Origin of the sequence: Sinorhizobium mexicanum (assembly GCF_013488225.1) — a bacterium.
In the GTDB taxonomy this organism is placed as follows: domain Bacteria; phylum Pseudomonadota; class Alphaproteobacteria; order Rhizobiales; family Rhizobiaceae; genus Sinorhizobium; species Sinorhizobium mexicanum.
Genome location: NZ_CP041238.1, coordinates 1554335 through 1578843, shown reverse-complemented (window position 1 = coordinate 1578843; position 24509 = coordinate 1554335). Strand labels below are relative to the sequence as shown.

26 protein-coding genes and 1 tRNA gene are annotated in these 24509 nt (G+C 60.0%); 17 read left to right on the top strand and 10 right to left on the bottom strand.

The genetic code is table 11. The annotated features are described in order from the left end of the window. Positions 1-29 precede the first annotated feature (29 nt). Complete coding sequence (locus FKV68_RS07480) at positions 30-299, top strand: hypothetical protein (RefSeq protein ID WP_180940880.1); 270 nt, start codon at positions 30-32, stop codon at positions 297-299. Positions 300-436: 137 nt separating this feature from the next. Here the strand turns inward: FKV68_RS07480 and FKV68_RS07475 are convergent, their stop codons facing one another. Continuing rightward, positions 437-874, bottom strand: a complete 438-nt coding sequence (locus tag FKV68_RS07475; protein ID WP_180940879.1) for a DUF1489 family protein — start codon at positions 872-874, stop codon at positions 437-439. 155 nt (positions 875-1029) lie between these two features. Continuing rightward, positions 1030-2430 carry an L-serine ammonia-lyase gene (locus tag FKV68_RS07470; RefSeq protein WP_180940878.1) on the bottom strand — a complete coding sequence of 467 codons (1401 nt, stop codon included), beginning with the start codon at positions 2428-2430 and terminating at the stop codon, positions 1030-1032. Positions 2431-3048: 618 nt separating this feature from the next. Between FKV68_RS07470 and FKV68_RS07465 the strand changes: the two genes are divergently transcribed. The 3 genes from FKV68_RS07465 (at position 3049) to FKV68_RS07455 (ending at position 5422) form a co-directional block, all read left to right on the top strand. Beyond that, positions 3049-3753, top strand: a complete 705-nt coding sequence (locus tag FKV68_RS07465) for a DUF599 domain-containing protein (RefSeq protein WP_180940877.1) — start codon at positions 3049-3051, stop codon at positions 3751-3753. A 175-nt stretch (positions 3754-3928) separates the two neighbouring features. Further along, positions 3929-4945, top strand: a complete 1017-nt coding sequence (locus tag FKV68_RS07460) for a heparan-alpha-glucosaminide N-acetyltransferase (protein ID WP_180940876.1) — start codon at positions 3929-3931, stop codon at positions 4943-4945. Positions 4946-4948: 3 nt separating this feature from the next. Next, a complete protein-coding gene (locus FKV68_RS07455) occupies positions 4949-5422 on the top strand; it encodes a methyltransferase family protein (protein WP_180940875.1) in 474 nt (157 codons plus the stop codon). A gap of 175 nt (positions 5423-5597) precedes the next feature. On the opposite strand, the gene FKV68_RS07450 is transcribed toward FKV68_RS07455, so the two are convergent. Together FKV68_RS07450 and mgtE are read right to left on the bottom strand one after the other, a co-directional pair. Continuing rightward, positions 5598-5984, bottom strand: coding sequence for a MerR family transcriptional regulator (locus tag FKV68_RS07450; protein WP_136504391.1), 387 nt, complete (start codon positions 5982-5984; stop codon positions 5598-5600). Between the two features lie 72 nt (positions 5985-6056). Beyond that, positions 6057-7475, bottom strand: a complete 1419-nt coding sequence (mgtE, locus tag FKV68_RS07445) for a magnesium transporter (RefSeq protein ID WP_180940873.1) — start codon at positions 7473-7475, stop codon at positions 6057-6059. Positions 7476-7831: 356 nt separating this feature from the next. On the opposite strand from mgtE, the gene FKV68_RS07440 reads away from it, so the two are divergent. The 3 genes from FKV68_RS07440 (at position 7832) to FKV68_RS07430 (ending at position 9269) form a co-directional block, all read left to right on the top strand. Next, positions 7832-8335, top strand: a complete 504-nt coding sequence (locus FKV68_RS07440; protein ID WP_180940872.1) for a peptide deformylase — start codon at positions 7832-7834, stop codon at positions 8333-8335. A 94-nt stretch (positions 8336-8429) separates the two neighbouring features. Continuing rightward, entirely contained in the window at positions 8430-8690 is a 261-nt protein-coding gene (locus FKV68_RS07435) for a hypothetical protein (protein WP_180940871.1), read from the top strand. A 204-nt stretch (positions 8691-8894) separates the two neighbouring features. Beyond that, positions 8895-9269 carry a hypothetical protein gene (locus tag FKV68_RS07430; RefSeq protein WP_180940870.1) on the top strand — a complete coding sequence of 125 codons (375 nt, stop codon included), beginning with the start codon at positions 8895-8897 and terminating at the stop codon, positions 9267-9269. 72 nt (positions 9270-9341) lie between these two features. Here the strand turns inward: FKV68_RS07430 and FKV68_RS07425 are convergent, their stop codons facing one another. The 4 genes from FKV68_RS07425 to FKV68_RS07410 form a co-directional block, all read right to left on the bottom strand. Then, positions 9342-10889, bottom strand: a complete 1548-nt coding sequence (locus FKV68_RS07425) for a SpoVR family protein (protein WP_180940869.1) — start codon at positions 10887-10889, stop codon at positions 9342-9344. Positions 10890-10891: 2 nt separating this feature from the next. Next, positions 10892-12217 (bottom strand): YeaH/YhbH family protein, encoded by a 1326-nt coding sequence (locus tag FKV68_RS07420; protein WP_180940868.1) that lies wholly within the window; start codon positions 12215-12217, stop codon positions 10892-10894. 25 nt (positions 12218-12242) lie between these two features. Further along, positions 12243-14192, bottom strand: coding sequence for a PrkA family serine protein kinase (locus FKV68_RS07415; RefSeq protein WP_180940867.1), 1950 nt, complete (start codon positions 14190-14192; stop codon positions 12243-12245). 871 nt (positions 14193-15063) lie between these two features. Continuing rightward, a tRNA-Leu gene (locus tag FKV68_RS07410) sits at positions 15064-15148 on the bottom strand. A 193-nt stretch (positions 15149-15341) separates the two neighbouring features. On the opposite strand from FKV68_RS07410, the gene lipB reads away from it, so the two are divergent. Continuing rightward, on the top strand, positions 15342-16088 hold the full coding sequence (gene lipB / locus FKV68_RS07405; protein WP_180940866.1) for a lipoyl(octanoyl) transferase LipB: 747 nt from the start codon (positions 15342-15344) through the stop codon (positions 16086-16088). 49 nt (positions 16089-16137) lie between these two features. On the opposite strand, the gene FKV68_RS07400 is transcribed toward lipB, so the two are convergent. Beyond that, positions 16138-17031: a DMT family transporter gene (locus tag FKV68_RS07400; RefSeq protein WP_245181846.1), complete on the bottom strand. Its 894-nt coding sequence runs from the start codon at positions 17029-17031 to the stop codon at positions 16138-16140. Positions 17032-17305: 274 nt separating this feature from the next. On the opposite strand from FKV68_RS07400, the gene FKV68_RS07395 reads away from it, so the two are divergent. The 5 genes from FKV68_RS07395 (at position 17306) to fghA (ending at position 21041) form a co-directional block, all read left to right on the top strand. Further along, on the top strand, positions 17306-17713 hold the full coding sequence (locus FKV68_RS07395) for a helix-turn-helix domain-containing protein (protein ID WP_180940865.1): 408 nt from the start codon (positions 17306-17308) through the stop codon (positions 17711-17713). A 145-nt stretch (positions 17714-17858) separates the two neighbouring features. Further along, on the top strand, positions 17859-18986 hold the full coding sequence (locus FKV68_RS07390; protein WP_180940864.1) for an S-(hydroxymethyl)glutathione dehydrogenase/class III alcohol dehydrogenase: 1128 nt from the start codon (positions 17859-17861) through the stop codon (positions 18984-18986). 77 nt (positions 18987-19063) lie between these two features. Beyond that, positions 19064-19504: a YaiI/YqxD family protein gene (locus FKV68_RS07385; protein WP_180940863.1), complete on the top strand. Its 441-nt coding sequence runs from the start codon at positions 19064-19066 to the stop codon at positions 19502-19504. 28 nt (positions 19505-19532) lie between these two features. Continuing rightward, positions 19533-20180: a DUF1345 domain-containing protein gene (locus FKV68_RS07380; protein WP_180940862.1), complete on the top strand. Its 648-nt coding sequence runs from the start codon at positions 19533-19535 to the stop codon at positions 20178-20180. Between the two features lie 27 nt (positions 20181-20207). Continuing rightward, positions 20208-21041 carry an S-formylglutathione hydrolase gene (fghA, locus tag FKV68_RS07375; RefSeq protein WP_180940861.1) on the top strand — a complete coding sequence of 278 codons (834 nt, stop codon included), beginning with the start codon at positions 20208-20210 and terminating at the stop codon, positions 21039-21041. 19 nt (positions 21042-21060) lie between these two features. Here the strand turns inward: fghA and FKV68_RS07370 are convergent, their stop codons facing one another. After that, positions 21061-21372 carry a DUF1883 domain-containing protein gene (locus FKV68_RS07370; RefSeq protein ID WP_180940860.1) on the bottom strand — a complete coding sequence of 104 codons (312 nt, stop codon included), beginning with the start codon at positions 21370-21372 and terminating at the stop codon, positions 21061-21063. A gap of 138 nt (positions 21373-21510) precedes the next feature. Here FKV68_RS07370 and crcB point away from each other — a divergent pair, with 138 nt between their 5' ends. The 4 genes from crcB to FKV68_RS07350 all read left to right on the top strand — a co-directional run bounded on the left by crcB (position 21511) and on the right by FKV68_RS07350 (position 24506). Beyond that, positions 21511-21888 carry a fluoride efflux transporter CrcB gene (gene crcB / locus FKV68_RS07365; RefSeq protein ID WP_180940859.1) on the top strand — a complete coding sequence of 126 codons (378 nt, stop codon included), beginning with the start codon at positions 21511-21513 and terminating at the stop codon, positions 21886-21888. 182 nt (positions 21889-22070) lie between these two features. Beyond that, positions 22071-23063 carry an RluA family pseudouridine synthase gene (locus FKV68_RS07360; RefSeq protein ID WP_180940858.1) on the top strand — a complete coding sequence of 331 codons (993 nt, stop codon included), beginning with the start codon at positions 22071-22073 and terminating at the stop codon, positions 23061-23063. Further along, positions 23063-23728 carry an HAD-IA family hydrolase gene (locus FKV68_RS07355; protein WP_180940857.1) on the top strand — a complete coding sequence of 222 codons (666 nt, stop codon included), beginning with the start codon at positions 23063-23065 and terminating at the stop codon, positions 23726-23728. Before FKV68_RS07360 ends, FKV68_RS07355 begins: the two co-directional genes overlap by 1 nt. After that, positions 23721-24506, top strand: coding sequence for an ATP12 family chaperone protein (locus FKV68_RS07350; protein ID WP_180940856.1), 786 nt, complete (start codon positions 23721-23723; stop codon positions 24504-24506). Before FKV68_RS07355 ends, FKV68_RS07350 begins: the two co-directional genes overlap by 8 nt. Positions 24507-24509 lie beyond the last annotated feature (3 nt).

Genomic DNA, 24509 nt, shown 5'->3' with positions numbered 1-24509 from the left:
CGGATTTGTACAGCGTAACGAGGTTGGTCATGGCAGTGAACGAGAATGTTCCCGGTGTTACCGTGATGCCGGGAAAGAAAACGAGATCTTCGCGCATTGGTCTGCACCCCCTGCATGAGGCCGCAATGCGCATCGCCGACATCGGCTTGAACCGCTCGAAAGCGAAGACGCGCGATCTCGTCGGCATGCTTTTAACGCATGGTGCGCGTGCATGGCGCTCGACCCAGCCGCGCGCCGGCATCCACCTGCATGTGACTGCCGCTGGCCGTCGCCGTCCGCTCCGACTGCGCATCCACTGACTTCAAAAAATGAGGGCTGTTCCCTCGCCGGTACCTACAGCGCCGTGCGTCCATCAGGACGCACAAAGGACGCTGTAAGTCTCTGAATCTACGCGTCGTGCTTTCCGAAAATCGATTCCGATTTTCGGGCCGATGCGCTAGAGAAGGCCAAGCTCGGCCAGTTCGCGTCTCAGTTCCAGCGGCATGTCCGCCTCACCGTAGGAAAGCGAAGCCAGATCGCGCGGCGCCTCCTTGTCCTGCAGGTAGCGCCATCCCTGGAAAGCGCGGCGCGGCTGGAGTTCGGTTTCAACCACTTCCGGTCCGAGGATGAGATTGCAGCGGCCGATGCCTTCGCCGTCGGTGAAGGTCTCGATACCAATCATGGGCTGCCGCGCCTGCACATGCCCCTTGATCACCCAATAGAGTGAGCCGCCGGCAAGGAGTTCCTCAGTACGTTTCGGAACCATCCGGGTCGTATGGAACGAGTGGGGCTCCTGCCCGGCCGCGATCGCAGCCAACGCCTTGCGCGACACCCACTCCCGCAAGTCCTCGACCGATTCTGCGCCGACGCAGAGCTTTATGAGATGCAACGCCATGAGAAACCTTGAACACCCGTCCGCCGGCCGTGGTCAAGCGTGTTGAAACTGTTCGTCCACAGGAGCGCCTACGCAGCCGACCTCATGATCCTATGGCAGGATTGGGGCAGAAAACCGCGTGGGTCGCGCCGCGCGTCTCCCGCTACGCGGGAGCGTCAGCACTCCACGACGTTCACCGCAAGGCCGCCGGTGGAGGTTTCCTTGTATTTCTCACTCATGTCCACGCCGGTCTGCCGCATGGTCTCGATGCAGGCGTCGAGCGGCACGAAGTGTTTGCCGTCTCCCTTGAGGGCGAGCGAGGCGGCGGTGACCGCCTTGACGGCACCAAGGGCGTTGCGTTCGATGCACGGCACCTGCACGAGCCCGGCGACGGGATCGCAGGTCATGCCGAGGTGATGTTCGAGCGCGATCTCAGCGGCGTTCTCGATCTGCTCGGGTGTGCCTCCCATCACGGCGGCAAGGCCCGCGGCCGCCATCGCGGAAGCGGAGCCGACTTCGCCTTGACAGCCGACCTCCGCCCCCGAGATCGAGGCATTGTGCTTGATGATGCCGCCAACGGCTGCGGCGGTCAGCAGGTAATCGCGGATGCCTTCCTGATCGGCATCGTCATGGAAATGAAGATAGTAGCGGATGGTCGCCGGGACGACGCCGGCGGCGCCATTCGTCGGCGAGGTCACAACCCGGCCGCCGGCCGCATTCTCCTCGTTGACCGCCATAGCGTAGACGCTCAGCCAATCGTTTGCGAGCAGCGGGTTGGTCTTGTTGGATCGCCACTCCTCCTGAAGCTTGTCGTGGATCGCACGCGCACGGCGGCGAACCTTCAGCCCACCCGGCATGATGCCGTCCTGGCTCAAACCCCGGTCGATGCAGCTCTTCATCGCTTCCCAGATGCGATCCAGGCCGGCGTCGAGTTCGTCCCTCGACACCGTGCATTCCTCGTTCGCCCGCTTCATCTGGGCAATGGTGAGTCCCGAACGAGCAGCCATCTCGAGCATCTGCTGCGCGGTCGCGAAGGGATATGGCACCTTTACGCCCGCCGGCTTGTTCTTGGCGGCGCGCATCGCCTCGAGCTCCGTGTCGGTCACGACGAAACCGCCACCGATCGAATAGTAGATCCGCTTCAGCAGCAGCCGCCCATCGCGATCAAAGGCCGAGAAGGCCATGCCGTTGGCGTGGCCGGGCAGAGGGACCTTCTTGTCGAAAACGAGGTCTGTTTTCGGCTGGAACGCGTACGGTGGATGTCCGGCGGGCGTAATGCGACCAGAGCGTTCCACTTCGTCGATGATTGTATCCATGCTGTCGGGATCGACGAGATCCGGACGCTCGCCCATTAGCCCGAGGATAACAGCACGGCCAGTGCCATGGCCGATGCCCGTATGGGCAAGCGAACCGTGCAGGCTCACCTTGATGGCGGCGACGCTCGCATGTGTCGGTCGCGGCCAGTCGTCGGAAAGGATCAGGTCGAGAAACCTGTTTGCCGCCGACATCGGTCCCATCGTGTGCGAACTCGAAGGACCGATACCGATCTTGAAGACGTCGAAGACGGAAAGAAACATAAACTGCCTGCCCCGGAGCACGGAAACGCCGTCAGGTACGCCACCCGAAGCGCCAGCCGATGATTGCGATGCCGACGCCCACTCAGCTGCTCTTTTGAGAGCCACGGTGTCGGCTATTCCATAAATATAGGATCAAACACTAAGCCATCCCATCCCTATCGATCAGGCGACCAACCGACATCGGATCTTGTTGGTGCGACATGACGCGAAAGCGAGTTGTCAGAAATGTCTCCGTCGAATCAAAACGACGCGGCCGTTGGGAACCGCGTCGCCCTGCTGGAATGCTTCGATCTCAAAAGCCGCCGAAAAGATAGGCCACGACGAGAATGCCGGCGAAGCCAGCCACGGCGCGCACAGTCACGCCCCAGCACGACTTCTGTATTGTATTGTCCATGATGTCTCCGAATGCCCCGAGGCCGGCGGGTGCTCGTTGCCCGCGCATGCGCCATGCATACTGAAGAAAGCGTAGAGCCGCAACGTCGAAATATGGCAAAATCGTGTCGAAGCGACAGTGCCCTGAAACAGCACGGGGCACCTGCGTCGCCGAACAGCGTCAATCGGCAATGCTACAGCGGCGCCGATCTTGCATTTTCAAACAGCCATGCCAAAAACGCCTGCATGACCTTCGATGATTACATCGCGCTCGGCATCTTCGTCCTGTTATGGGGCGGCTTCAACTGGGCAACCGACGGCCGGCGCAAATTCAAGCGTGTCAGCCTGACCCGGCTGATGAACGAAAACCGCCGACGATGGATTCGCAACTCGCTCAACCGCGACCTGAAGATGATCGACACGCAGATCATCGCCGGCTTGCAGGCGGGCACCGCCTTTTTTGCCTCGACCACCATCTTCGCGCTCGGCGGCTGTTTCGCATTGCTCGGAGCGACCGACCAGGTGCAGATGATCTTCAACGACCTTCCCCAGGTTTTCCGGGGCGGACGGACAGGTTTCGAGCTGAAGGTCGGCGGTCTGACCTGCCTCTTCGGCTACTCCTTTTTCAAATTCGGCTGGTCCTATCGCCTGTTCAACTATTGCTCCATCCTGATGGGCGGCATTCCGATGACGGCGGACATGACGCGGGACCGGCAAGCGGCTGAGCAGGCCGCCGAGCGTGCAATCCGCATGAACATCCTGGCGGCGAAGCATTTCAATGCCGGACTGAGGGCGATCTTCCTGTCGATCGGTTATCTCGGCTGGTTCATCAGCCCCTATGTTTTCATCGTTCTCACCGGCTTCGTCATCTTCGTGCTGGTCCGTCGGCAGTTCTTCTCCGAAGCGAGAGAGGCTCTCGTCGAGGAAGCGTCCGAAGCTCTCAAGCACTAGAAGCATCTTATCCGCTTTCAAATGGAATCGTTGAAAGCGGATAAGATGGCCTAGAATCAGGGTGCTAGACCTGCGCCAAAGTAATACGCGCTGCTCCTCATTTGAAGAACATCCGCGCGTGGCCGGCGCAAGCCGGGCATGCGAACTTATCGCGAAAACAGGATGGCAAGAGCCGATGTCGGAAAACACAGCAACAACGGTTACCGAAACTCGACGCGCACCGCCAGAGATAGGAAAGCGTCATCGGATCGCCCTTCTGGACGGGCTCCGGGGTTCGGCGCTGGTCGCCATGGCGATCTATCATTTCGTCTGGGATCTCGAATTCTTCGGTTATGTGGCGGCGGGGACGGCAGCGACGGGCGGCTGGCGGCTTTTCGCCCGCCTCATCGCGAGCAGTTTCCTGTTTCTGGCGGGCTACAGCCTGGTACTCGGCCAGCGACCAAATTTTCGTCCGCGTGCCTTTGCGCGCCGCTTCGTGAAAATCGCTGGCGCGGCGCTGCTGATCAGCATCGCGACGTGGTTCGCCTTTCCGGATTCTTTCATCTTCTTCGGCATCCTTCATTCGATCGCGGCGGCAAGCCTTGTCGGCCTGCTGTTCCTGCCACTTCCCGCAATCGTCTCCTTGGTTGCCGCCGCGGCGGCCTTCGCTGCGCCGCTCTACCTGCGCTCGGCCATCTTCGATGTGCCGCTGCTATGGTGGGTTGGGCTCTCCGAGACGGTTCCACGTTCGAACGACTACGTGCCTCTCCTTCCCTGGCTTGCCCCCTTCCTGGTCGGCATCGGAACGGCCAAGCTTCTTCACCCATTGCTCGTCAACCCAGGGGCGTCCACGAAACCGGAGGGAAGCCCGCGCAACCTGTGGATCGAGCCACTCGCCTTCGGCGGCCGTCACAGTCTGGCCATATACCTCGTACACCAGCCGCTGCTCATCGGCCTCGTCTATCTCGTTGCCCAGATCGCACCCGCCGCAGCACCCGACCCGGAACAAGCCTACCGCGCAAACTGCGTGGCGGCTTGCAACCGCGCAGACCCCGCAGCGCCGTGCGAAGCCTTCTGCGGCTGCACACTCGACCGGCTGAAAGAACAAAGCCTGTTCGAGGACTTAAACATGGGCAAGATCAACGTGAATACCGATGAACGCATTGCGCGAATCGCCCGTCAATGCACAATGGACGTGCAATCAGGGGACTAGGACATGAATGCCTATCGTGCCAAGCCGCTGAATTTCCCTTGGCCCGCCGTGGTCTATGGCGCGGCCGCTCTGACTGCGCTGATTTTCAACCGCTTCTTCCCGCTTGCGGTAGCGAACGGAAATGGCTTGCTTGCATGGCTCACCGGATGCGCACTGATCTTTGCGGCGATCTCGATCGACCTGTGGGCCGTCAAGACGCTCCTGGACCGCCACACCGCGATCCTGCCGACCCGGTGCGCCACCTGCCTCGTCACCTGCGGCCCTTTTCGCTTCACCCGCAATCCGATCTATCTCGGCTACACGCTGCTGATGATCGGCATCGGGTTGATAACAGCCAACCCATGGCTTTTTATCGCGGCAATAGCGGCTGTCGGGCTGACGACCGTCTTTGTCGTCCGCAATGAAGAGAGGCATCTGCTGTCGCGCTTCGGCTTCGAATTCGAACGCTATTGCCGTCGCACGGCTCGGTGGATCTGAGGCCGAAAGCAAAAAGGCGGCGCCCGGCCACCTTTGAACAAACCCTTTAGATCTCTATTTGGGCGACATGCATTACAGCGCCCTGCGTCCTTCAGGACGCACCAAGGGCGCTGTAAGTCTTTGAATCTACGCATCGTGCTTTCCGAAAATCGATTCCGATTTTGGGGCCGATGCGCTAGGTGCCGACGCCGATCTCCGCAAGACGCGTCAAGCAGGCCTCCTCGACATTGTCGAGCTCGGCGAGCGTGTCATCGATATCCTTGCGTTTCTGCCGCAGTTCCTCACGCTTTTCCTCGACGCGCGTCATCAGAAGCTGGAGCTGGCCCATCTCGCCCGGCGGATCCTTGTAGACCTGAATGATCTCGCGAATTTCGGCAATGGTGAAGCCGATGCGGCGGCCGCGCAGGATTTCCTTGATGAGATGACGGTCCGCCGGCCGAAACAGTCGCGTGCGGCCGCGGCGCTCCGGATGAATGAGGCCTTCATCCTCGTAGAAGCGCAGCGTTCGGGTTGAGATACCGAATTCCCGCGTTAGCTCAGTGATGCTATAGTATTTGTTCACGCGCCGTCCCATCAAATTCCAAGGCGTCACTATCGTTGACTTTGACGTAAAAGTCAAACAACGCACCGGCGGTCACGTGATGTGGAACCACCAAGTAGCAATGCCGAGAAAGCTGAAGAAACCGGTTACGTCGGTGACCGCGGTGACGAAGACCGCCGACGAAACGGCCGGGTCGGCACCGGATTTTTCCAGGAGAAGCGGAATCATGATGCCGGCGAGCGCTGCCGCCATCATGTTGATCAGCATTGCCGTGGCGATAATGCCGCCGATATTCGGGTCCTGGAACCACAGGCCGGCAATCATACCGATAAACGTCCCGAAAATCATGCCGTTCAAGAGCCCCACGCCGGCTTCACGGCGGATGATCCGCGGCGCATTGTGAATGTCGAGGCCGCGGGTCGCGAGCGCACGGACGGTCACGGTCATGGTCTGCGAACCCGCGTTGCCGCCCATGCCGGCCACAATCGGCATCAGGATGGCCAGAGCCACAATCTGCTGGATGGTCGCGTCGAAAAGGCCGATCACCGAGGCGGATATGCAGGCCGTCATCGAATTGACGAAGAGCCACGGCACCCGCGAGCGCGAGGCCTCGGCAACGGAGTCCGACAGTTCCTCGTCGCCGACGCCGCTCAGGCGCAGCAGGTCCTCCTCCGCTTCTTCCTGGATCACGTCGACCACGTCGTCGATGGTCAGCACGCCCACCAATCGTTCGTTGTCGTCGACGACTGCGGCCGACAGGAGGTCGTACTGCTCGAACAGTTGAGCCGCCTCTTCCTGATCCATCTCGGCGGGAATGGCATGGCTGGTGTCGCGCATGATGGCATCGACCTTGATCGATCGCTTGGTGCGCAGCACACGGTCGAGATCGACGGTTCCAAGAAGCTTGAACGTTGGATCGATGACGAAGATCTGCGTGAAACTGTCGGGAAGGTCTTCGTCCTCGCGCATATAGTCGATCGTCTGGCCGACGGTCCAGAACGGCGGCACCGCGACGAATTCCGTTTGCATGCGCCGGCCGGCGGTGCTTTCCGGATAGTCGAGCGAGCGACGCAGCCGAACGCGTTCGGTGAATGGCAACTTGGCGAGGATCTCCTCCTGATCCTCCTGATCCAGGTCCTCCAGAATGTAGACCGCATCGTCGGAGTCCATCTCTCCGATTGCCTCGGCGATCTGCTCGTTGGGCAGGTGTTCGACGATGTCGAGACGAATAGCCTCGTCGACCTCGGTCAGCGCCGCTAGATCGAACTCCTTGCCGAGCAGAGAGACGAGCGCCAGCCGTTGTTCCGGCTGGATAGCTTCCAGAAGATCGCCAAGTTCGGACGCATGAAGGCCGGCGACGTGCTGGCGCAGATAGATCGTGTCGCGATCGGCAACCGCCGCACCGACATGCATGAGGAAGTCGGAGCGCACAGAGCCGTCGTCGGCATAGATATCCGAACCGTCATAGGCGGTGGTTTCTTCCGAACGGTCGTCGTCGCCGATATTGCTCATGGAGCCGCCCTCGAAAAACAAAGCCGCCCGATTCAATTGGGTCAAAGATCCCGAAAGGCGAGCGTGCATTCCAAATGACCGCCGCACCCTCGAGAGCAACGGCGTCTTGCCTTGCTACAGCTGCCCCGCTTTCCTCCCCGCAAAGTCGCTGTAACGCTTTGAATTGCTGCGTGATTTTATCCTCAGATCGATTCCGATCCCGGAAGTCATGCAGTAGCGCAAAGCTTCCGCGACGTCCACAGGCCAGAGGGTGCGAGTAGAGGACCGACGAAAGTTTTGCGCAAGCTGTTGCAAACGCATATGAAAGCCGTAGATCAAGGAGCGAAAAGGATGCCTGCCGAGACAAGGGGCCAGGGATGGCTATTCTCCCCATCGTACGTTTTCCGCACGCGGCGCTCACCACCGCAGCCGAAACGATCAAACATTTCGACGGCGACCTTCGGCAACTGGCAAGCGACCTTCTTGAAACGATGCACGCCGCCCCGGGGATCGGCATTACCGCAAATCATGTAGGTGTTCTGCGACGGCTGACGGTGATCGAGCTGGATCGGGCAAGCGGCTCGCGGGTCTTCGCCAATCCGGAGATTATCTGGCAATCCCATGACCTGATGCGGCATGCCGAAGGCAGCGTCTCGATGCCCGGCATTTCAGAGGAAGTCGAGCGGCCGTGTGCGGTGCGCGTGCGCTATCAGTCGCTATCCGGCGAAACCTTGGAAGAATATGCAGAAGGACTGATGGCGATCTGCCTGCAGCACGAGATCGACCAGCTCTCCGGTATTTTCTGGACGCAACGCCTTTCCCGGCTAAAGCGCGAACGCGCCGTCAAGCGGTTCGAAAAAATGACCAGAGGTGAGCGCTGACCCTGCTGCAGCGTCCTTTGCGCGTCTGCTAAGACGCGCAGCGCTATGGTCGGGTTGGGATCGAACGACAATACGATTCATCAAAGGATACAAAATGAAGGCCTTGAACCTGATACCTGTTGTTGCATTGCTCCTGGCCGGATGCACGACCGCTTCTCCTGATCTGGAGCCCCTCCCGGGCAGCTTTACCTACGGCGAGAAGGCGGCCGAGCGCAGAACACAAGCAGCGCCCGGCACGATGATACAGCACCGTTTCATGCATCAAGGGACGATGGTTTTTGAAACTTACGAGGTTCAGCCGGACCATTCCTACAAGCTCGTTCGCCGCAGCGTCCAGGACAGCTGGGCGCCCTGACGCCCGCCGTTCTACTGCATGTTTCCCTAAATCCTACCCGATTTGGGATAAAAACATGCAGCGTTTCAAAGTGCTACAGCGTCCCTTTGCACATCTGATAAATGCGCGGCGCTGTAGGACGAAGCTGTCACGAGGTCGTCGCGACCCGGAACATTGTGATCGCCGCCTCGTTCTCCATTGGTAGAGATCAATGGAGATTATCTGATGGCCAAGTATCTCGATGAACGCGGCGATCCGGTCTCGAAGACGCATGAAGCGGACAGGGAAGAATTCTCGGCCCGCGAAACCAGACCGGGCGGCCTCGGCCTCCGTGTTCTGGCGGTGCTCACGGGTGGACTTTTTCTCGTGCTGCTTGCCTGGGGCGCCGTCGAACTCTGGGGCGAAAGCAATGACAGCGATCAGGCGACACAAACTGAGCAGACTCAGCCTGCTCCGTCGTCCGAACAGACCGGCAGCGTCGGCAACCAGACGCCGGCACCCGCCGACGGCCAGCCCGCCCCGACCGACAGGAGTCCTACAGCTCCGTCGGGAACCGGTGGACCGTCGCAGCAAACCTCACCTGACGGCACGGCGAAATAACCGCCGTTCGTCCGGCCACCATGATGCCGGTACAAATCCTCTGCCGCCCTCGCGTGCAAACGGCACGATGATCTATTCGGAAGTGGGCGCCGTCGAGCACTCATAGAGCACGTCGTCGGTTTCCGCATCGATGCCGGCGAGGCTGACGTCGTAACCCCAAAGATGGCGCACGTGACGGAGCGTGGCGTCGCGGCTCGCTTCGTCCAGGAGTATGCCGTTCTTCACGTTGTGCTGCAGCCGAAGGTGGCGGTCCCCCAGGAGATCGACATCCACGACCTGGATGTCCGACTGGTTCGCCGCAACATCATAGCTGCGTGCAAGCGCTGTGCGTATGGTCTCATAGCCGCGCTCGTTATGGATCGAGGCAACTTCGCAGTAGTTGTCGCCGGCCTCGTCGGTCAATAGGAACAGCCTGAATTTGCGGATCAATGCAGGGCTCAGATATTGCAGGATGAAGGACTCATCCCGGTGGTTCGCCCAGGCATCGATCAGCGTCTCCCGCCATCTGCCGCTGCCGGCGATCTCGGGAAACCAATCACGGTCTTCCGATGTCGGATCCGTGCAGACGCGCTGGATGTCCTGCATCATGGCAAATCCCAGCGCATAGGGATTGATGCCCGGAAAGCGCGGGTCGTCGAAGGATGGCTGGAAAACCACGTTGGAGTGGCTGTGGAGCATTTCCAGCATGGAGCCTTCGCTGATCCTGCCCTGATCGAAAAGCCTGTTCATGATCGTGTAGTGCACGAAGGTCGCACATCCCTCGTTCATCACTTTCGTCTGCCGCTGTGGATAGAAGTACTGGGCGATGACGCGCACGATACGCAGGAGTTCCCGCTGCCAGGGCTCCAGGATCAGGCTGGTTTTTTCAAGAAAATAGAGCAGATTTTCTTCGGGCAGGTTGAGCGCCTTCTTCCGCTCGGAAGCGTCGCGCTCGGCCTCCTTGGAGTCGTGCCCATCCGATGAGGGCGGCAGCGTTCTCCATAAATCGCTGTAGGTCTGCTCCTCGTATTCGAGCCGCTCGCGGGCGCGCTCCCGCTCCTTTTCGGACGAAAGTCGCGGTGGACGACGATATCGGAAGACGCCCTGATCCATGAGTGCGTGGGCGGAATCGAGAATGACCTCCACCTCGGATGTTCCGTACCGCTCCTCGCATTTGGTGATGTATTTCTTGGCAAACTCCATATAGCTCAGGATCGCGCTGGCATCGGTCCACTGCTGGAACAGATAGTTGTTCTTGAAAAAGTGGTTGTGGCCGAAGGCCGCGTGCGCCGTCACCAGGGCCTGCATGGCCATGGTGTTCTCCTCCATCAGATAGGTGATGCAGGGGTTGGAGTTGATGACCAGTTCATAGGCAAGGCCGCGGCGGCCCTTGCGATAGAGATGTTCCTCGAAAACGAAGCGCTTGCCGAAGGACCAGTGCTGGTACATCAGCGGCATCCCTACCGAAGAATAGGCGTCGAGCATCTGCTCAGAAGAGATGATCTCGAGTTGATTCGGATAGACGTCGAGATGCAATTCATCCAGTGCAATCGTTTCGATCGCATCATAGGTGCGCGACAGCGTCTCGAAATTCCAATCGGAATTGTGAAACAGAAGGTTTGAGGCAGCGCCCTTGGGCATTCCTATCGCCTTTCAGTGCGCAGTTGCATGGTTGGCTGCCTGGCGAAAAGCTTCCGGAAAACCGGATAGATGTCCGACGGTCTCGCAATCCGCGTCATCTGGAAATTCGACCACTCGCTGTCGACCGTGCGATAGGCGCGCCAGAGAGATGTGCCGTTGTCGGTCGTACCGAAAATCTCCGTCTCACGCTCATCTATGATTTCAACATAGGCATAATATTGGCAAAGGCGCATCACCTCCCGGTGGAGAAGCGAAACGCAAAGATCCGAATCCCCGGCGCTGTTCTCCCCGTCGGAGGCCTGGGCAGCGTAGATGTTCCATTCGCGCGCCGGATAACGCTCCTCAATGATGCGGAGCATCTCCTCGATGGCCGTGGAGACAACCGTGCCACCGCTCTGCTTGCTGTAGAAAAAGGTATTTTCGTCGACCTCCCCTGCCTCATCCGTGTGGCGAATGAAGACGATGTCGATTCGCTTGTAGCGCCGCTTGAGGAAGAGATGCAGCAGGACGAAGAAACGCTTGGCCAGATCCTTCTCGCGCTCGCCCATTGAGGCGGAGACATCCATCAGGCAAAACATCACCGCGCTTGCATTCGGCAGCGGCTGCGGCTCGAAGCGATTGAAGCGGATGTCGACCGGATCGACATAAGCAATGCGGCGGCGGCGGCGCTCCAGCTTGTCCAGTTCCTCGCGCAACGCCTCGATGCGCTTGTGGTGGGCACCACTGGCGTTCGATTCCGCCTCCAGCTTGGCAATTTCGTCGGCGACTGCGGCCACATCCGCGCGGCTGGGCCGCCTGAGCGCGATACGGCGGCCATAGCTGTTGCGCATCGTGCGCCCCACATTGATGTTCGTGGGCGATCCCGACGTCGCAAAACCGGCCCGACGCGGCTTGAACGCGACCGACTCCTTAAGGTTGAGCTTCACCATGTCGGGTAACTCAAGATCCTCGAAAAAGAGATCGAGGACTTCGTCCCGCGACAGCACGAACTGGAAGTCGTCTTCGCTCTCGCCGGTTCCCGCGCCCTTGCCCGAGGCGCCGCCACGCGCGCTTGGCTTCGGGAGGCGATCGCCCGGCGTGAACTCTTGGTTGCCGGGCAGGACATACTGCCTCTCGCCGGTGCCCGGGGAAGGCTGGAAGGATGGTTCACCGACGCCGCGTTCGGGCATGGGCACGCGGTGCTCCGCATCCACGTCCGCGATCTTGCCTGCTTTGATCTGCTCCTTGATCGTCCGTTTCAGCTCTTCCCGCGCCCGTTTCAGGAAACGCCGCCGGTTGCCAAGGCTCTTGTCCTTTGGATTAAGGCGGCGGTCGATGAAATTCGGCATTGGCAAACCCCCAACGTACGCATCTTTAGCCCGCCTTGTTCACTCTCATGTACCAGTCGACGAGCCTTCGAACCTGCCGTTCGGTATATCCGCGTTCAATCATGCGCTGGACGAACTCGGCATGCTGCTTCTCGGTGGCACTGTCTTTCTTGGAGCCGAAGCTGATGACTGGCAGCAGATCCTCGACCTGACCGAACATACGCTTTTCGATGACTTCGCGCAGCTTTTCATAGCTCGTCCAAGAGGGATTGCGGCCGCTGTTCTTCGCGCGAGCACGCAACGTGAACTTAACGACTTCGTTGCGGAAGTCCTTCGGATTGGCGATGCCTGCCGGCTTTTCGATCTGAGACAACTCGCTGTCGAGAACCTTCCGGTTGAGGATCTGTCCAGTGTCCGGATCCTTGAAGTCCTGGTCCTCAAGCCATGCATCGGCGTAGGCGATATACCGGTCGAACAGGTTCTGACCGTATTCGCTATAGGATTCCAGATAGGCTTTCTGGATTTCATGGCCGATGAATTCGGCATAGCGCGTGGCCAATTCCGACTTGATGAAGTCGAGATAGCTCGCCTCGATTTCCTTGGCAAACTGTTCGCGTTTGATCGCCTGCTCCATGATATACATCAGATGCACGGGGTCGGCGGCGACCTCCTTAGTGTCATAGTTGAAGGTCTCCGACAGCACCTTGAAGGCAAAGCGGGTGCTGACGCCCGTCATACCCTCGTCGACGCCCGCGGCGTCACGATATTCCTGTACCGATTTTGCCTTCGGATCGGTGTCTTTCAGGTTCTCGCCGTCATAGACCCGCATCTTCGTGTAAAGTGGCGAGTTCTCATGCGGAGCAAGACGGGTCGACACCGTGAACCGGCTCAAGCACTCCAGAACTTCCGGCGCGCAAGGATTATCGACGAGTTCACTTTCACGAAGGAGCTTCTCGTAGATCAGCTTCTCTTCGGTGACGCGCAGGCAATAAGGCACCTTGACCACCAGAATGCGGTCGAGGAACGCCTCATTGTTCTTGTTGTTCTTGAACTGAAGCCACTCGGATTCGTTGGAATGCGCCAGGACGGTGCCCTGGTAAGGAAACGCGCCGAAATTCTCGGTGCCGTTGTAATTGCCCTCCTGCGTCGCCGTCAGCAACGGGTGGAGGACCTTGATCGGCGCCTTGAACATCTCCACGAATTCAAGCAACCCCTGTGTGGTGCGGTTCAACCCGCCGCTGTAGGAGTAGGCGTCCGGATCGGCCTGGCTGTAATTTTCGAGCTGGCGGATATCGACCTTGCCGACCAACGAGGAGACATCCTGGTTGTTTTCGTCGCCGGGTTCGGTCTTCGCGATGCCGATCTGCCGCAAGCGGGATGGCACCAGTTTGACGACGCTGAATTTCGAGATGTCGCCGCCGACTTCGTCGAGCCGCTTGGCCGCCCAAGGCGAAATCAGACCGGTGAGCCGCCGTCTCGCGATTCCATACTTGTCCTCGAGAAGATCGGCCATGCGTTCCGGGTGGAAGAGCCCGAGCGGGGATTCGAAGATGGGGCTGATCTTGCCGTTAACCATCAATGTGTAGATGGGACGCGCCTCCATCAGCTTCTTGAGCCGCTCCGCCAGCGAAGATTTGCCGCCGCCGACTGGCCCGAGGAGGTAGAGAATTTGCTTGCGTTCTTCCAGGCCCTGCGCGGCATAGCGGAAATAGCCGACAATCCGCTCGATCGTATCCTCCATGCCATAGAAGTCGGAGAATGAGGGATAGATCTTGATGGTTCGATTGGCGAAGATTCGCCCGAGACGCTCGTCCGCGCTCGTATCGACGAGGGTCGGCTCTCCAATGGCCTCCACCATGCGCTCCTGCGCGGTGGCGTACATACTCTTGTCGTCGCGGCAGGCGAGGAGATATTCTTGCAGACTTATCTCTTCTTGCGCTGCGCTTGTATAGATCTCTGAAAAGAGATCGAAGACGTCAGATTCACTCCTTGTCATCATGCTCTCCCGCGGGAGGCCGGTCAACCGAGACGGGTTCGCTGCCTGTTGGCTCCCTGCTTACAGTGAACTGTTTCCTGCCTCCAAAGTTCCTCAACACGTTGCGGTTTAGCTAGCGGATGCCGAAGCAGTGGCCAACGGTGAGCACCCGCATCTCCTTTACGGCGCGCGGCGCTATCCAAAATGGCGCAACGGGCACCGTAATGCTTTGAATTGCTACAGGTCTTATCCGTAAGTCGAATCGGATATAAGAAATCATGCAGCAGGTTCGCCGCTCTGTCACCCCATCATATTGACCGCTTTTCACAATTCCGCGATGGCGAGCGGATTCGCGTCCAGTCTCTGTCCACTTTTCCGATTTTCGACGAAAGGCGATTTCCCACCGCGGCAGGGCCCCACAGAACCGGTGCGCGGGCGAAACACAACTCGCCTTCGTCTCCGTGGCCCCAACTCGGGCCGGGCGGAAAATGCTGCAGAGACCCCATGGCCAGATCTGGCACAGCGCGGCGGCGGCCCCACTCGCTTGCTCTCGGAGCCCTGCGTCGGCGACGCCGCCTGATGGATCTCCTTAGCAACACAATATGGCATTTTGGTCGCGGGTGCTACCGAAGACGTTCGGTTTGAGCTTCCGGCGTCGAGCTACGAATGACGTCCCGCAGCTGCGGCGATGGGCGGCGGTGCCGGACAACGGCGCTACAGCGCACGCGCGGCTAATCAGACGCGCAAAGGTCGCTGTGGAGCTTTAAGTTTCTGGATGATTTGTCCTTAAATCGATTCCGATTCAAAGGATCACGCGGTAGCACCCGCAATTCGAAGTCAGAAATAAAAAACCCCGTAGAACCGGACGGTTACGGGGGTTTTTTAATTCAATTGGTGCGGTCGAGAAGACTCGAACTTCCACGGGTTGCCCCACAGCGACCTCAACGCTGCGCGTCTACCAATTCCGCCACGACCGCATCGTGGTAGGTGCCGATTGCGTCGGCGGGGCTGCATGTAGCAAAAGCATTTGGGGTGCACAAGGGCAAGACGACAGAAATTTGACGCGAAAAGGAACTATTTCAACAGCACCCTCACGAAGCGCTGGAAATGCTGGACTCTTGGCGCGCTCCATCCCATTTACGGATGCGGAAAAATCAGGAATACGGCCTCATGCAGCGCGACAATCTCGACCGGAACATGTTTGCACCGCCCGGAGCGCCCGCAGTGCGCTGGCGCATAGCCCCCTCCCTCGTCGACTATCCGCAGGCAGTCGAAACGATGGAACGGGAAGCCGCGGCCATCGCCGCCGGCGCCGCGGACGAACTGGTCTGGCTGGTCGAGCACCCGCCTCTTTATACGGCAGGCACAAGCGCCGACGCTTCGGACCTGGTGATGCCTGACCGGTTCCCAGTTTTTGCGACCGGTCGGGGCGGCGAATACACCTATCACGGTCCGGGCCAAAGGGTCGCCTATGTGATGCTTGACCTCAAACGACGCCGCCAGGATGTGCGCGCCTTTGTCGCAGCGCTCGAGACGGTCATCATCACCACGCTCGATTCAATGAATGTCAAAGGCGAACGCCGCGAAGACCGGGTTGGCGTATGGGTGCGCCGCCCGGAAAAGCCGACACTGCCCGACGGATCAGCGGCCGAAGATAAGATCGCCGCGATCGGTATCCGGCTGCGCAAATGGGTGAGCTTTCATGGCTTCGCGCTGAATGTCGATCCGGACCTCGATCACTTCGGCGGTATCGTGCCCTGCGGCATCCGCGGTCACGGTGTGACCAGTCTGGTCGATCTTGGCCTCCCGGTCATGATGCCCGACGTCGACATCCGGCTGAGGGAGGCATTCGAAACAGTCTTTGGGCCGACACGCATCGAAAGCGACTGTCTCCAACCATTGGCGCCGCTGGCCTGAACCGGGCTCGACGCATAATTCGATATATTGGCGATGGTGGCCGGCGAACTTACGCCCGCTTTCGCTTCTGCACCTGCCGCTCGCGCCAGATGATGTACAGCCCGGATGCGACGATCACGAGAATGCCGAGCCACTTCGATGGCGTCGGAAAATCCCCGAACACGATGTAGCCGAGCGCGGTCGCCGAGACGATCTCGAAATAATGGAATGGTGCCAGGAGCGATATCGGCGCGGCCTGAAATGCCTTGACGACAAGAAGATGTCCCCAGCCGGAGATAGTCCCGAGCGCGACGACGAGCACCCAGCCTAGCGCCGATTGCGGCAGTGACGGTTCGAAATCGACGGCACCGAATCCATTGCCGACGGCGATCACTGCCGCCATGAACAGCGTCCCGCCTATGCCGGCGACCGTCTGCATTGTCAGCGGCGAATCGGCGCTGCCAAGGGCGCGATTCAGGAAGAGGTAACAGGCAAAGAGGAAGGCGCAGGCGACCGGCAGCAATGACTTCAGGCCGAAGACGGCAAAGCTCGGCTGGATGACAACCATCGCACCGCCGAAGCCGACGGCGATCGCCGACCACCGCCGCCATCCCACTTTCTCGCGCAGGATCAGTGCCGAAAGGCATGTCAAAATGAACGGCTCGACGAAGTAGATGGCGAACACGTCCGCGAGCGGCATGTATTTCACCGAAACGAAGAAAAAGAGCGCGGCCGCGGCAAGAAGTACGCCGCGAAGAATGTTCGGCCAGGGCCGCTTCGGATAAAACGCACGCAGCCCGCCCGCCGAAAACAACAACGGTGCCGTCGATACGAGTTGAAAGAAGAAGCGGTAAAAGGTTACTTGACCGGGCGACATGCCCTCGTAGACCGCCATGTATTTCGCAATCGCATCCATGCAGGGCAGGATGAGCATGGCGAAGAGCATGATCGCCACGCCGCGCATGACTGCATTATTCGGCGCAGCGACCGTTCGAAGATGTTCATTCACGGTGAGATTTCCAATGTCGACGCGGAAACTTAACCTGTTTCGTTGAGGTTTCAATGTGCCTTGGGAACGCGACGGGCCGTGAGCCGCATTTGACCGCGTTTTTGACGTTCCGAGGTGGTCCGTCGATACGGCAATGCCTATAAGCTGGTTTCAACTCGTAGCTGGAAGCCAGGGGTGCTTCCGGCAACCATCCGCCCCCTTGAACGCAACCGCGCCAAAGGAGAAAACGATGCGCCTGTCCACCGAAACCATGATCGCGCGTCTTCGCGAAACAGGAGACGGCGACACGCTTGGAGGACGCATCTGGAGAGCGCGTGACGCCGCGAACCTTTCCATGACGGAACTGGCGGATCGGCTTGGCGTGCGGTGCGAAACCGTTGCTGCATGGGAACGCGACCGTGCCGAACCTCGCACCAACCGCCTCTTCATGCTGGCTGGCGTGCTGGGCGTCACTCCGGCTTGGCTGATTGCCGGCCTTGGCCGCGCGCCCGACGACGATTCCTCCATTGGCTCGAAGGAGGCACTCCGGGAGCAACTCGATCTTGTCAAGAAATTGCACGCCCAGACCGGCGAGGCCATCGCCGCGCTCGAAGCGGAACTCGATCGCATCCAGCCGACCATTGGTCCGCGACGATAAGCAAGGCCGAAGCGCGTTTTCCGCCCGCATTCCAGTTAACGTAGTAGAATAGTTTATCGCCGATTCCAGCTGATCGCACCGATTGCCGCGTCATGACGAGAGCAATCCAGCACCAGCCATTCGCAATTCAAGGGAGGATAACGACATGGACGTACGCGCCGCCGTCGCCACTGAGGCCGGCAAGCCACTGGAAATCATGACGGTTCAGCTCGAAGGGCCGAAGGCCGGCGAGGTGCTGGTCGAGGTGAAGGCGACCGGCATCTGCCATACCGATGATTTCACCCTGTCCGGCGCCGATCCGGAAGGGCTGTTTCCGGCAATCCTCGGCCACGAGGGCGCCGGCATCGTCGTCGACGTCGGCCCCGGCGTCACCTCGGTGAAGAAGGGCGACCATGTCATTCCGCTCTATACCCCGGAATGCCGCGCCTGCCCGTCGTGCCTCAGCCGCAAGACCAATCTCTGCACCGCCATCCGCGCCACCCAGGGGCAAGGGCTGATGCCGGACGGCACCTCGCGGTTTTCGATCGGCAAGGACAAGATCCACCACTATATGGGCTGCTCGACCTTTGCCAACTTCACCGTGCTGCCGGAGATCGCCGTCGCCAAGGTCAATCCCGACGCGCCGTTCGACAAGATCTGCTACATCGGCTGCGGCGTCACCACCGGCATCGGCGCGGTGATCAACACGGCACGCGTCGAGATGGGATCGACCGCGATCGTCTTCGGTCTCGGCGGCATCGGCTTGAACGTCATCCAGGGGCTTCGGCTTGCCGGTGCCGACATGATCATCGGCGTCGATCTGAACAACGACAAGAAGCCCTGGGGCGAAAAATTCGGCATGACCCACTTCGTCAACCCGAAGGAGGTCGGCGACGACATCGTGCCCTATCTCGTCAACATGACGAAGCGCGGCGCCGACCAGATCGGCGGCGCCGACTACACCTTCGACTGCACCGGCAATGTGAAGGTGATGCGCCAGGCGCTCGAGGCCTCGCATCGCGGCTGGGGCAAGTCGGTGATCATCGGGGTGGCCGGCGCCGGCCAGGAGATAGCCACCCGGCCGTTCCAGCTGGTCACCGGCCGCACCTGGATGGGCACCGCCTTCGGCGGCGCGCGCGGGCGCACCGACGTGCCGAAGATCGTCGACTGGTACATGGAGGGCAAGATCGCAATCGACCCGATGATCACCCACACGCTGTCGCTCGACGACATCAACAAGGGCTTCGAGCTGATGCATTCCGGCGAAAGCATCAGGAGCGTCGTGATCTATTGAGCCACCGGCCTTGATCAAAAGAGCATCGGAATCGATTGAATTCCGGTGCTTTTTGACTGTCAGGAGATGTGTACGAGATGATCTTCGTCGATGCCGACGCCTGTCCTGTGAAGGCGGAAATCCTGAAGGTCGCGGAGCGCCACGCCTTCGAGGTGACGTTCGTCGCCAATTCCGGCCTGCGCCCGTCGCGAGACCCGATGGTGCACAACGTCATCGTTTCGGCAGGCTTCGACGCGGCGGACAATTGGATCGCCGAACGCGCAGGAGAAGGCGACATCGTGATTACAGCGGACGTCCCGCTCGCCGCACGCTGCGTTGCCGCTGGTGCTCTCGTCACCGGACCCACCGGCCGGCTCTTCGACAAGAGCAACATCGGCATGGCCTCGGCCATGCGCGACCTTGGCGCACACCTAAGGGAAACCGGCGAAAGCAAGGGCTATAATGCAGCCTTCACGCCAAAGGATCGCTCAGCCTTCCTGGTCACTCTTGACCGGCTTTGCCGTCAAGCCAAAAGATGAGCGCGCGAGGATCCACAGGGGCCGCTCTATGACACGGAAGACACGGCTGCGACATTGGCCATTCTACGTTGCGCTTTGTTGCGCCTTGGTGAGCCTGCCGGTCTCGTTGGCGGTTGTTCCGCGTTTCTCCGTGGAAATCGCGGCAATCACATTCTTCTGTGTATATCTTATCAAGGCGGTCGTGCGGCTCAGGCGCTTGACCGGAACCTATCTCGAACATCACGCGCATAGCACCGACGAACCTGAAGCGGTGATTTTTCTGGTCACGCTTGCTGCGGCTGCCGTGGCGCTTCTGTCGCTTTTCCTGGCGCTCAATCGACAGGACCAGGGCACTGCCTTCGAGCTGCCCCTCGCCTTCGCTTCCGTAGGACTCGGCTGGGCGACGATCCACACCATGGCGGCAATGCATTACGCGCACGTCTATTGGTTGGCCGATGAAAGCCGCCAGCCGATGCAGCCAGCACGCGGACTGATGTTTCCGGAAACGGACATGCCCTGCGGTTATGACTTTCTCTATTTTGCCTTCGTCATCGGCATGACTGCGCAAACATCAGATGTGGCGATCACCACAACGACGATGCGCCGGATCAATCTGGCGCATGCCGTCGTTTCCTTCTTCTTCAACACCGTACTGGTCGCAGCGGCCGTCAACGCGGCTGTCCAACTGGCTGGCTGACGCCTGATCCATTTCAAGGAGAGTCTCATGAAAATTATCTCGCAAAACACGGCCTTTGGCGGCATGCAGGGCGTCTTCTCCCATGATTCCGCCGCCTGCAAGGGCGAAATGACCTTTGCCGTCTATGTGCCGCCGCAAGCGATCAGCGAGCCGCGCCCTGTTCTATGGTACCTGTCCGGCCTCACCTGCACCCACGCGAACGTGATGGAAAAGGGAGAATACCGCCGCATGGCCTCGGAGCTCGGCCTCATCATCGTGTGCCCGGATACAAGTCCGCGTGGCAGCGACGTGCCGGACGAACTGACCAACTGGCAAATGGGCAAGGGCGCCGGCTTCTATCTCGACGCAACGGAAACGCCCTGGGCCGAACATTATCACATGTACACGTACATCACCGAGGAGCTACCCGCCTTCGCCAGCCAGCATTTCCGCATGGATATGAGTCGCCAGGGCATTTTCGGCCATTCGATGGGCGGGCATGGAGCGATGACGATGGCTCTCAAGAACCCGGAGCGGTTCAAGAGCTGCTCGGCCTTTGCGCCGATCGTGGAGCCGTCGACGGCCGACTGGTCGGTCGGCGCCTTCGAAAAATACCTTGGCCCAGACAAATCCAACTGGCGCCAGTATGATGCCTGTGCATTGGTCAAGGACGGGGCGCGCTTCCCGGAGTTCCTGATCGACCAGGGCAAGGCGGACGGATTTCTTGAGAGTGGCTTGCGCCCCTGGCTGTTCGAGGAGGCGGCAAAGGGAACCGGAATCGGGCTGACGCTCCGGATGCATGAGCGTTACGACCATTCCTACTACTTCATATCGACCTTCATGGACGATCATCTGAAGTGGCATGCCGAGCGGCTCGGTTGAAAGTCGCGCGGCGCTGTCGTCACGACATGGATTGGAAGCGTGGCTGGCCAGCCGTCTCGACCAAGCGGACGCTCGACTGGGCGAGCCCGTGGTGACCTTCCATGTCGATGACGAGATGCCAATGGGCGGTCTCCGGAATCATCATGCGAAATGGCGATTTTCGCGCCACGCCGCCAAGAAACTGATGCTTCAACGTCTCCCGGTATCGGGTGAAGTTGTCGGCGGTCATCAGCCGGACGTTGGCGACGGCGGACAGCGTCACTTCGATCGTCGTTCCGGCCCTTTGTTCCTTGAGGTCGTAATGCGTATAGTTCAATGCTCGTTTTATCATCGCCACCGGGACCAGAAACTACATAAGACATTTCTCACAATGCTAGCGACCGCCGCTTAACGAATGGTTTTGCAGCGGTCGCGTGGCGTCCTCGTCTCGCAGTCACCATCTTCATCTAGCCCAACGGAAATCGGCTTCATGTTCCATATCCTGCTCGTCGGCGCCGGTGGCGCGCTGGGCTCCGTGCTACGTTATCTCGTCGGCCTCTGGACGCTCCATCGTCTCGGGCCCGCCTTTCCGTGGGGCACCTTGTCGGTCAATGTCAGCGGCTCGTTCCTAATCGGTTTCCTGGCGGAGTTGATCATGCACAAGATGGGGGCGTCTCCGGAAATGCGCGTCTTCCTGATCACGGGCGTGCTTGGGGGCTACACCACATTCTCCGCCTTTTCGCTGGACGCGATAACACTGCTGGAGCACGGCCAACCGGCGCTCGGCATCGCCTACATTCTGGCAAGCGTCGTTCTTTCCATTCTTGCGGTCTTCGCCGGACTGGCCCTGATGCGCGCAATGGTCTAAAGCCAGCAATTCAAAGTGCTACAGCGCCCTTTGCGCGTTGGATAAGACGCGCGGCGCTCCTGCATGTATCCTTAAACCGGATCCGATTTAAGGATAAAAACATGCAGCAATTCAAAGTGCTACAGCGTCCTTTGCGCGTCTGATAAGACGCGCGGCGCTGTAGAAGAACAGGATTTTTGCAGATGGCAGGCATAGAACACAGGCAAGTGGACGGCGACGAGGCGGGAATGCGCCTCGACCGCTGGTTCAAGGTGCATTTTCCCGGACTCGGATTCGGACCGTTGCAAAAGTTGCTGCGTTCCGGCCAGATCCGCGTGGATGGTGCCCGCGCAAAATCGGATACGCGTGTGCAGCCGGGCCAGACGATCCGCATTCCGCCTCTCGGCGTCGATGCCAAGGACACGAAGACAGGCCCGATCGGCGGTCGGGACCTGCGCCATTCGCCCGATGCTGAACTGCTGTCGCGCATGGTGCTCCATGAAGACGCCAAGGTAATCGTGCTCAACAAGCCCGCCGGCCTTGCGGTGCAAGGCGGTTCCGGCGTCAGCCGCCATATCGACAAGATGCTCGAAGCGTGGACGAACCAGAAGGGTGAAAAACCACGACTGGTGCACCGTCTCGACCGCGACACATCGGGCGTTCTCGTCATCGCCCGCACGCGCGGCGCTGCACAGCAATTGACCGCCGCCTTCCGCGAGCGCGACACCAAGAAGACCTATTGGGCCGTGGTCAAGGGCGTGCCGCGCAAGCGCGAGGACCGCATTTCCACCTGGCTCGTCAAGGAACAGACGCCGGACGGCGACCGCATGCGGATCGCCAAACACGGCGACGAGGGCGCGGACCACGCGATTTCCTACTACCGCATCGTCGAGCAGGCGGGGCAAAATCTGGCTTGGCTCGAAATGGAGCCCTATACCGGCCGCACGCACCAACTCCGCGTCCACGCCGCCCACATCGGCCACCCGATCATCGGCGATCCGAAATACTTCGAGGCGGACATCAACTGGACCTTCCCCGGCGGCGTCCAGAATCGGCTGCATTTGCACGCCCGTCATATCGATATTCCGCATCCGAACGGCGGTCGACTGAAGGTCACGGCCCCCCTGCCCCCTCACATGGTGCAGAGCTGGAACCTGCTCGGCTTCGACGAGAACGCCGCCCACGAGGAAGATTGATGAAGCTCGTCCTATTTGACTGCGGCGGGACGCTGGTCGACAGCGTCGGGCTGATCCATGAAGTAATGGCCCGCACTTTTGAGGCCTTTGACCATCCCCGCCCGACGACCGAGGCGACCAAGACGATCATCGGCTTGACGCTCGACATCGCGATCGCCCGCCTGTTGGGGCGTGAACATGTCGACGATCATGCGGTCACAATGACGGCACATTACAAGGAGATCTTCGCTTCGGTGCGGGCTGAAGCTGGCTTTCAAGAAGCACTGTTTCCCGGCATTGCCGAGATGTTGCAGACGCTCGCCGCGCGCGATGAATTGCTGATCGGCGCCGTTACCGGAAAATCGCGGCGAGGTCTCACCCATATTTCGGCTACCCATGGCTTCGACAAGATCTTCTTCGTTTCCCGGACCGCCGACGACTGCCCGTCCAAGCCGCACCCGGCCATGGTCATGGAATGCTGTGCGGAGGCCGGCGTTGACGCGAGGGACACGATCGTGATCGGTGACGCCATCTACGATATGCAGATGGCGAAGGCGGCGGGCGCGCATGCACTCGGGGTCGCCTGGGGTTACGCAAGCGTACCGGCCCTGATCGAAGCCGGCGCCGGCCACGTAGTCCACGTGCCGGGAGACATAATCGAATGGATGGAGCGCAACCATGCCTGATATACGCGATGAATTGAGCGGCGCGTTGAGCCATGAAGATCCGGTACGGCGTGCACAAATCCAGATGCAAAAGCCGCTGGCAAAGCGCTTCTACAAGGAAGTGAGCATCGATACCGCGGAAGACGGCGGTCAGACCGTGCTTCTCGACGGCCGTCGGGTACGCACGCCGGCCAAGCATCCGCTTGCGGTTCCGACCCGTAAGCTTGCAGACCTGCTGGCGGCCGAGTGGGATGCGCAGTCCGAGGTCATCGATCCGGCGGCCATGCCGATCACGCGCATTGTCAACACCGCGATCGATGGTGTGGCGCTCGATCACCGCGCAGTGTTCGACGATATCCTGCGTTTCGCCGGCAGTGACCTCCTTTGCTATCGTGCCGACAGTCCCGAGGGTCTGGTCGCACGCCAGAACGAGCTCTGGAACCCGATCCTGGACTGGGCTGCTCACTCGCTCGGCGCCCGTTTCATTCTGATCGAAGGCGTGATCCACCAGGAGCAACCTCGAGAGGCAATCTCAGCCTATGCCGAGGGCCTGCGCGCCTTCGCGACGCCGCTCGGACTTACTTGCTTGCACACGTTGACGACACTCACGGGATCGGCGCTGCTTGCGCTCGCCTTCGCCATGGGCCGTCTTACGGCAGAGGAAGCTTGGGCTGCCGCTCATGTCGACGAGGATTGGCAGATCGAGCATTGGGGAACCGATGAGGAAGCCTTCCGTCGCCGGGAAAACCGGTGGCAGGAAATGCAGGCTGCGGCAACGGCGCTCGACGCCCTGAGATAGCAG

Bases quoted from the DNA above. Each gene is read 5' to 3' on its own strand.
- FKV68_RS07465 (WP_180940877.1), top strand. From the start codon at position 3,049: ATGACCTTCGATGATTACATCGCGCTCGGCATCTTCGTCCTGTTATGG.
- FKV68_RS07435 (WP_180940871.1), top strand. From the start codon at position 8,430: ATGAAGGCCTTGAACCTGATACCTGTTGTTGCATTGCTCCTGGCCGGA.
- mgtE (WP_180940873.1), bottom strand. From the start codon at position 7,475: ATGAGCAATATCGGCGACGACGACCGTTCGGAAGAAACCACCGCCTAT.
- fghA (WP_180940861.1), top strand. From the start codon at position 20,208: ATGAAAATTATCTCGCAAAACACGGCCTTTGGCGGCATGCAGGGCGTC.
- FKV68_RS07475 (WP_180940879.1), bottom strand. From the start codon at position 874: ATGGCGTTGCATCTCATAAAGCTCTGCGTCGGCGCAGAATCGGTCGAG.
- FKV68_RS07480 (WP_180940880.1), top strand. From the start codon at position 30: ATGGCAGTGAACGAGAATGTTCCCGGTGTTACCGTGATGCCGGGAAAG.
- FKV68_RS07430 (WP_180940870.1), top strand. From the start codon at position 8,895: ATGGCCAAGTATCTCGATGAACGCGGCGATCCGGTCTCGAAGACGCAT.
- FKV68_RS07350 (WP_180940856.1), top strand. From the start codon at position 23,721: ATGCCTGATATACGCGATGAATTGAGCGGCGCGTTGAGCCATGAAGAT.
- FKV68_RS07425 (WP_180940869.1), bottom strand. From the start codon at position 10,889: ATGCCCAAGGGCGCTGCCTCAAACCTTCTGTTTCACAATTCCGATTGG.
- FKV68_RS07415 (WP_180940867.1), bottom strand. From the start codon at position 14,192: ATGACAAGGAGTGAATCTGACGTCTTCGATCTCTTTTCAGAGATCTAT.
- FKV68_RS07370 (WP_180940860.1), bottom strand. From the start codon at position 21,372: ATGATAAAACGAGCATTGAACTATACGCATTACGACCTCAAGGAACAA.
- crcB (WP_180940859.1), top strand. From the start codon at position 21,511: ATGTTCCATATCCTGCTCGTCGGCGCCGGTGGCGCGCTGGGCTCCGTG.
- FKV68_RS07395 (WP_180940865.1), top strand. From the start codon at position 17,306: ATGCGCCTGTCCACCGAAACCATGATCGCGCGTCTTCGCGAAACAGGA.
- FKV68_RS07385 (WP_180940863.1), top strand. From the start codon at position 19,064: ATGATCTTCGTCGATGCCGACGCCTGTCCTGTGAAGGCGGAAATCCTG.
- FKV68_RS07390 (WP_180940864.1), top strand. From the start codon at position 17,859: ATGGACGTACGCGCCGCCGTCGCCACTGAGGCCGGCAAGCCACTGGAA.
- FKV68_RS07400 (WP_245181846.1), bottom strand. From the start codon at position 17,031: ATGCGCGGCGTGGCGATCATGCTCTTCGCCATGCTCATCCTGCCCTGC.
- FKV68_RS07460 (WP_180940876.1), top strand. From the start codon at position 3,929: ATGTCGGAAAACACAGCAACAACGGTTACCGAAACTCGACGCGCACCG.
- FKV68_RS07470 (WP_180940878.1), bottom strand. From the start codon at position 2,430: ATGTTTCTTTCCGTCTTCGACGTCTTCAAGATCGGTATCGGTCCTTCG.
- FKV68_RS07455 (WP_180940875.1), top strand. From the start codon at position 4,949: ATGAATGCCTATCGTGCCAAGCCGCTGAATTTCCCTTGGCCCGCCGTG.
- FKV68_RS07360 (WP_180940858.1), top strand. From the start codon at position 22,071: ATGGCAGGCATAGAACACAGGCAAGTGGACGGCGACGAGGCGGGAATG.
- FKV68_RS07380 (WP_180940862.1), top strand. From the start codon at position 19,533: ATGACACGGAAGACACGGCTGCGACATTGGCCATTCTACGTTGCGCTT.
- FKV68_RS07440 (WP_180940872.1), top strand. From the start codon at position 7,832: ATGGCTATTCTCCCCATCGTACGTTTTCCGCACGCGGCGCTCACCACC.
- FKV68_RS07420 (WP_180940868.1), bottom strand. From the start codon at position 12,217: ATGCCGAATTTCATCGACCGCCGCCTTAATCCAAAGGACAAGAGCCTT.
- FKV68_RS07355 (WP_180940857.1), top strand. From the start codon at position 23,063: ATGAAGCTCGTCCTATTTGACTGCGGCGGGACGCTGGTCGACAGCGTC.
- lipB (WP_180940866.1), top strand. From the start codon at position 15,342: ATGCAGCGCGACAATCTCGACCGGAACATGTTTGCACCGCCCGGAGCG.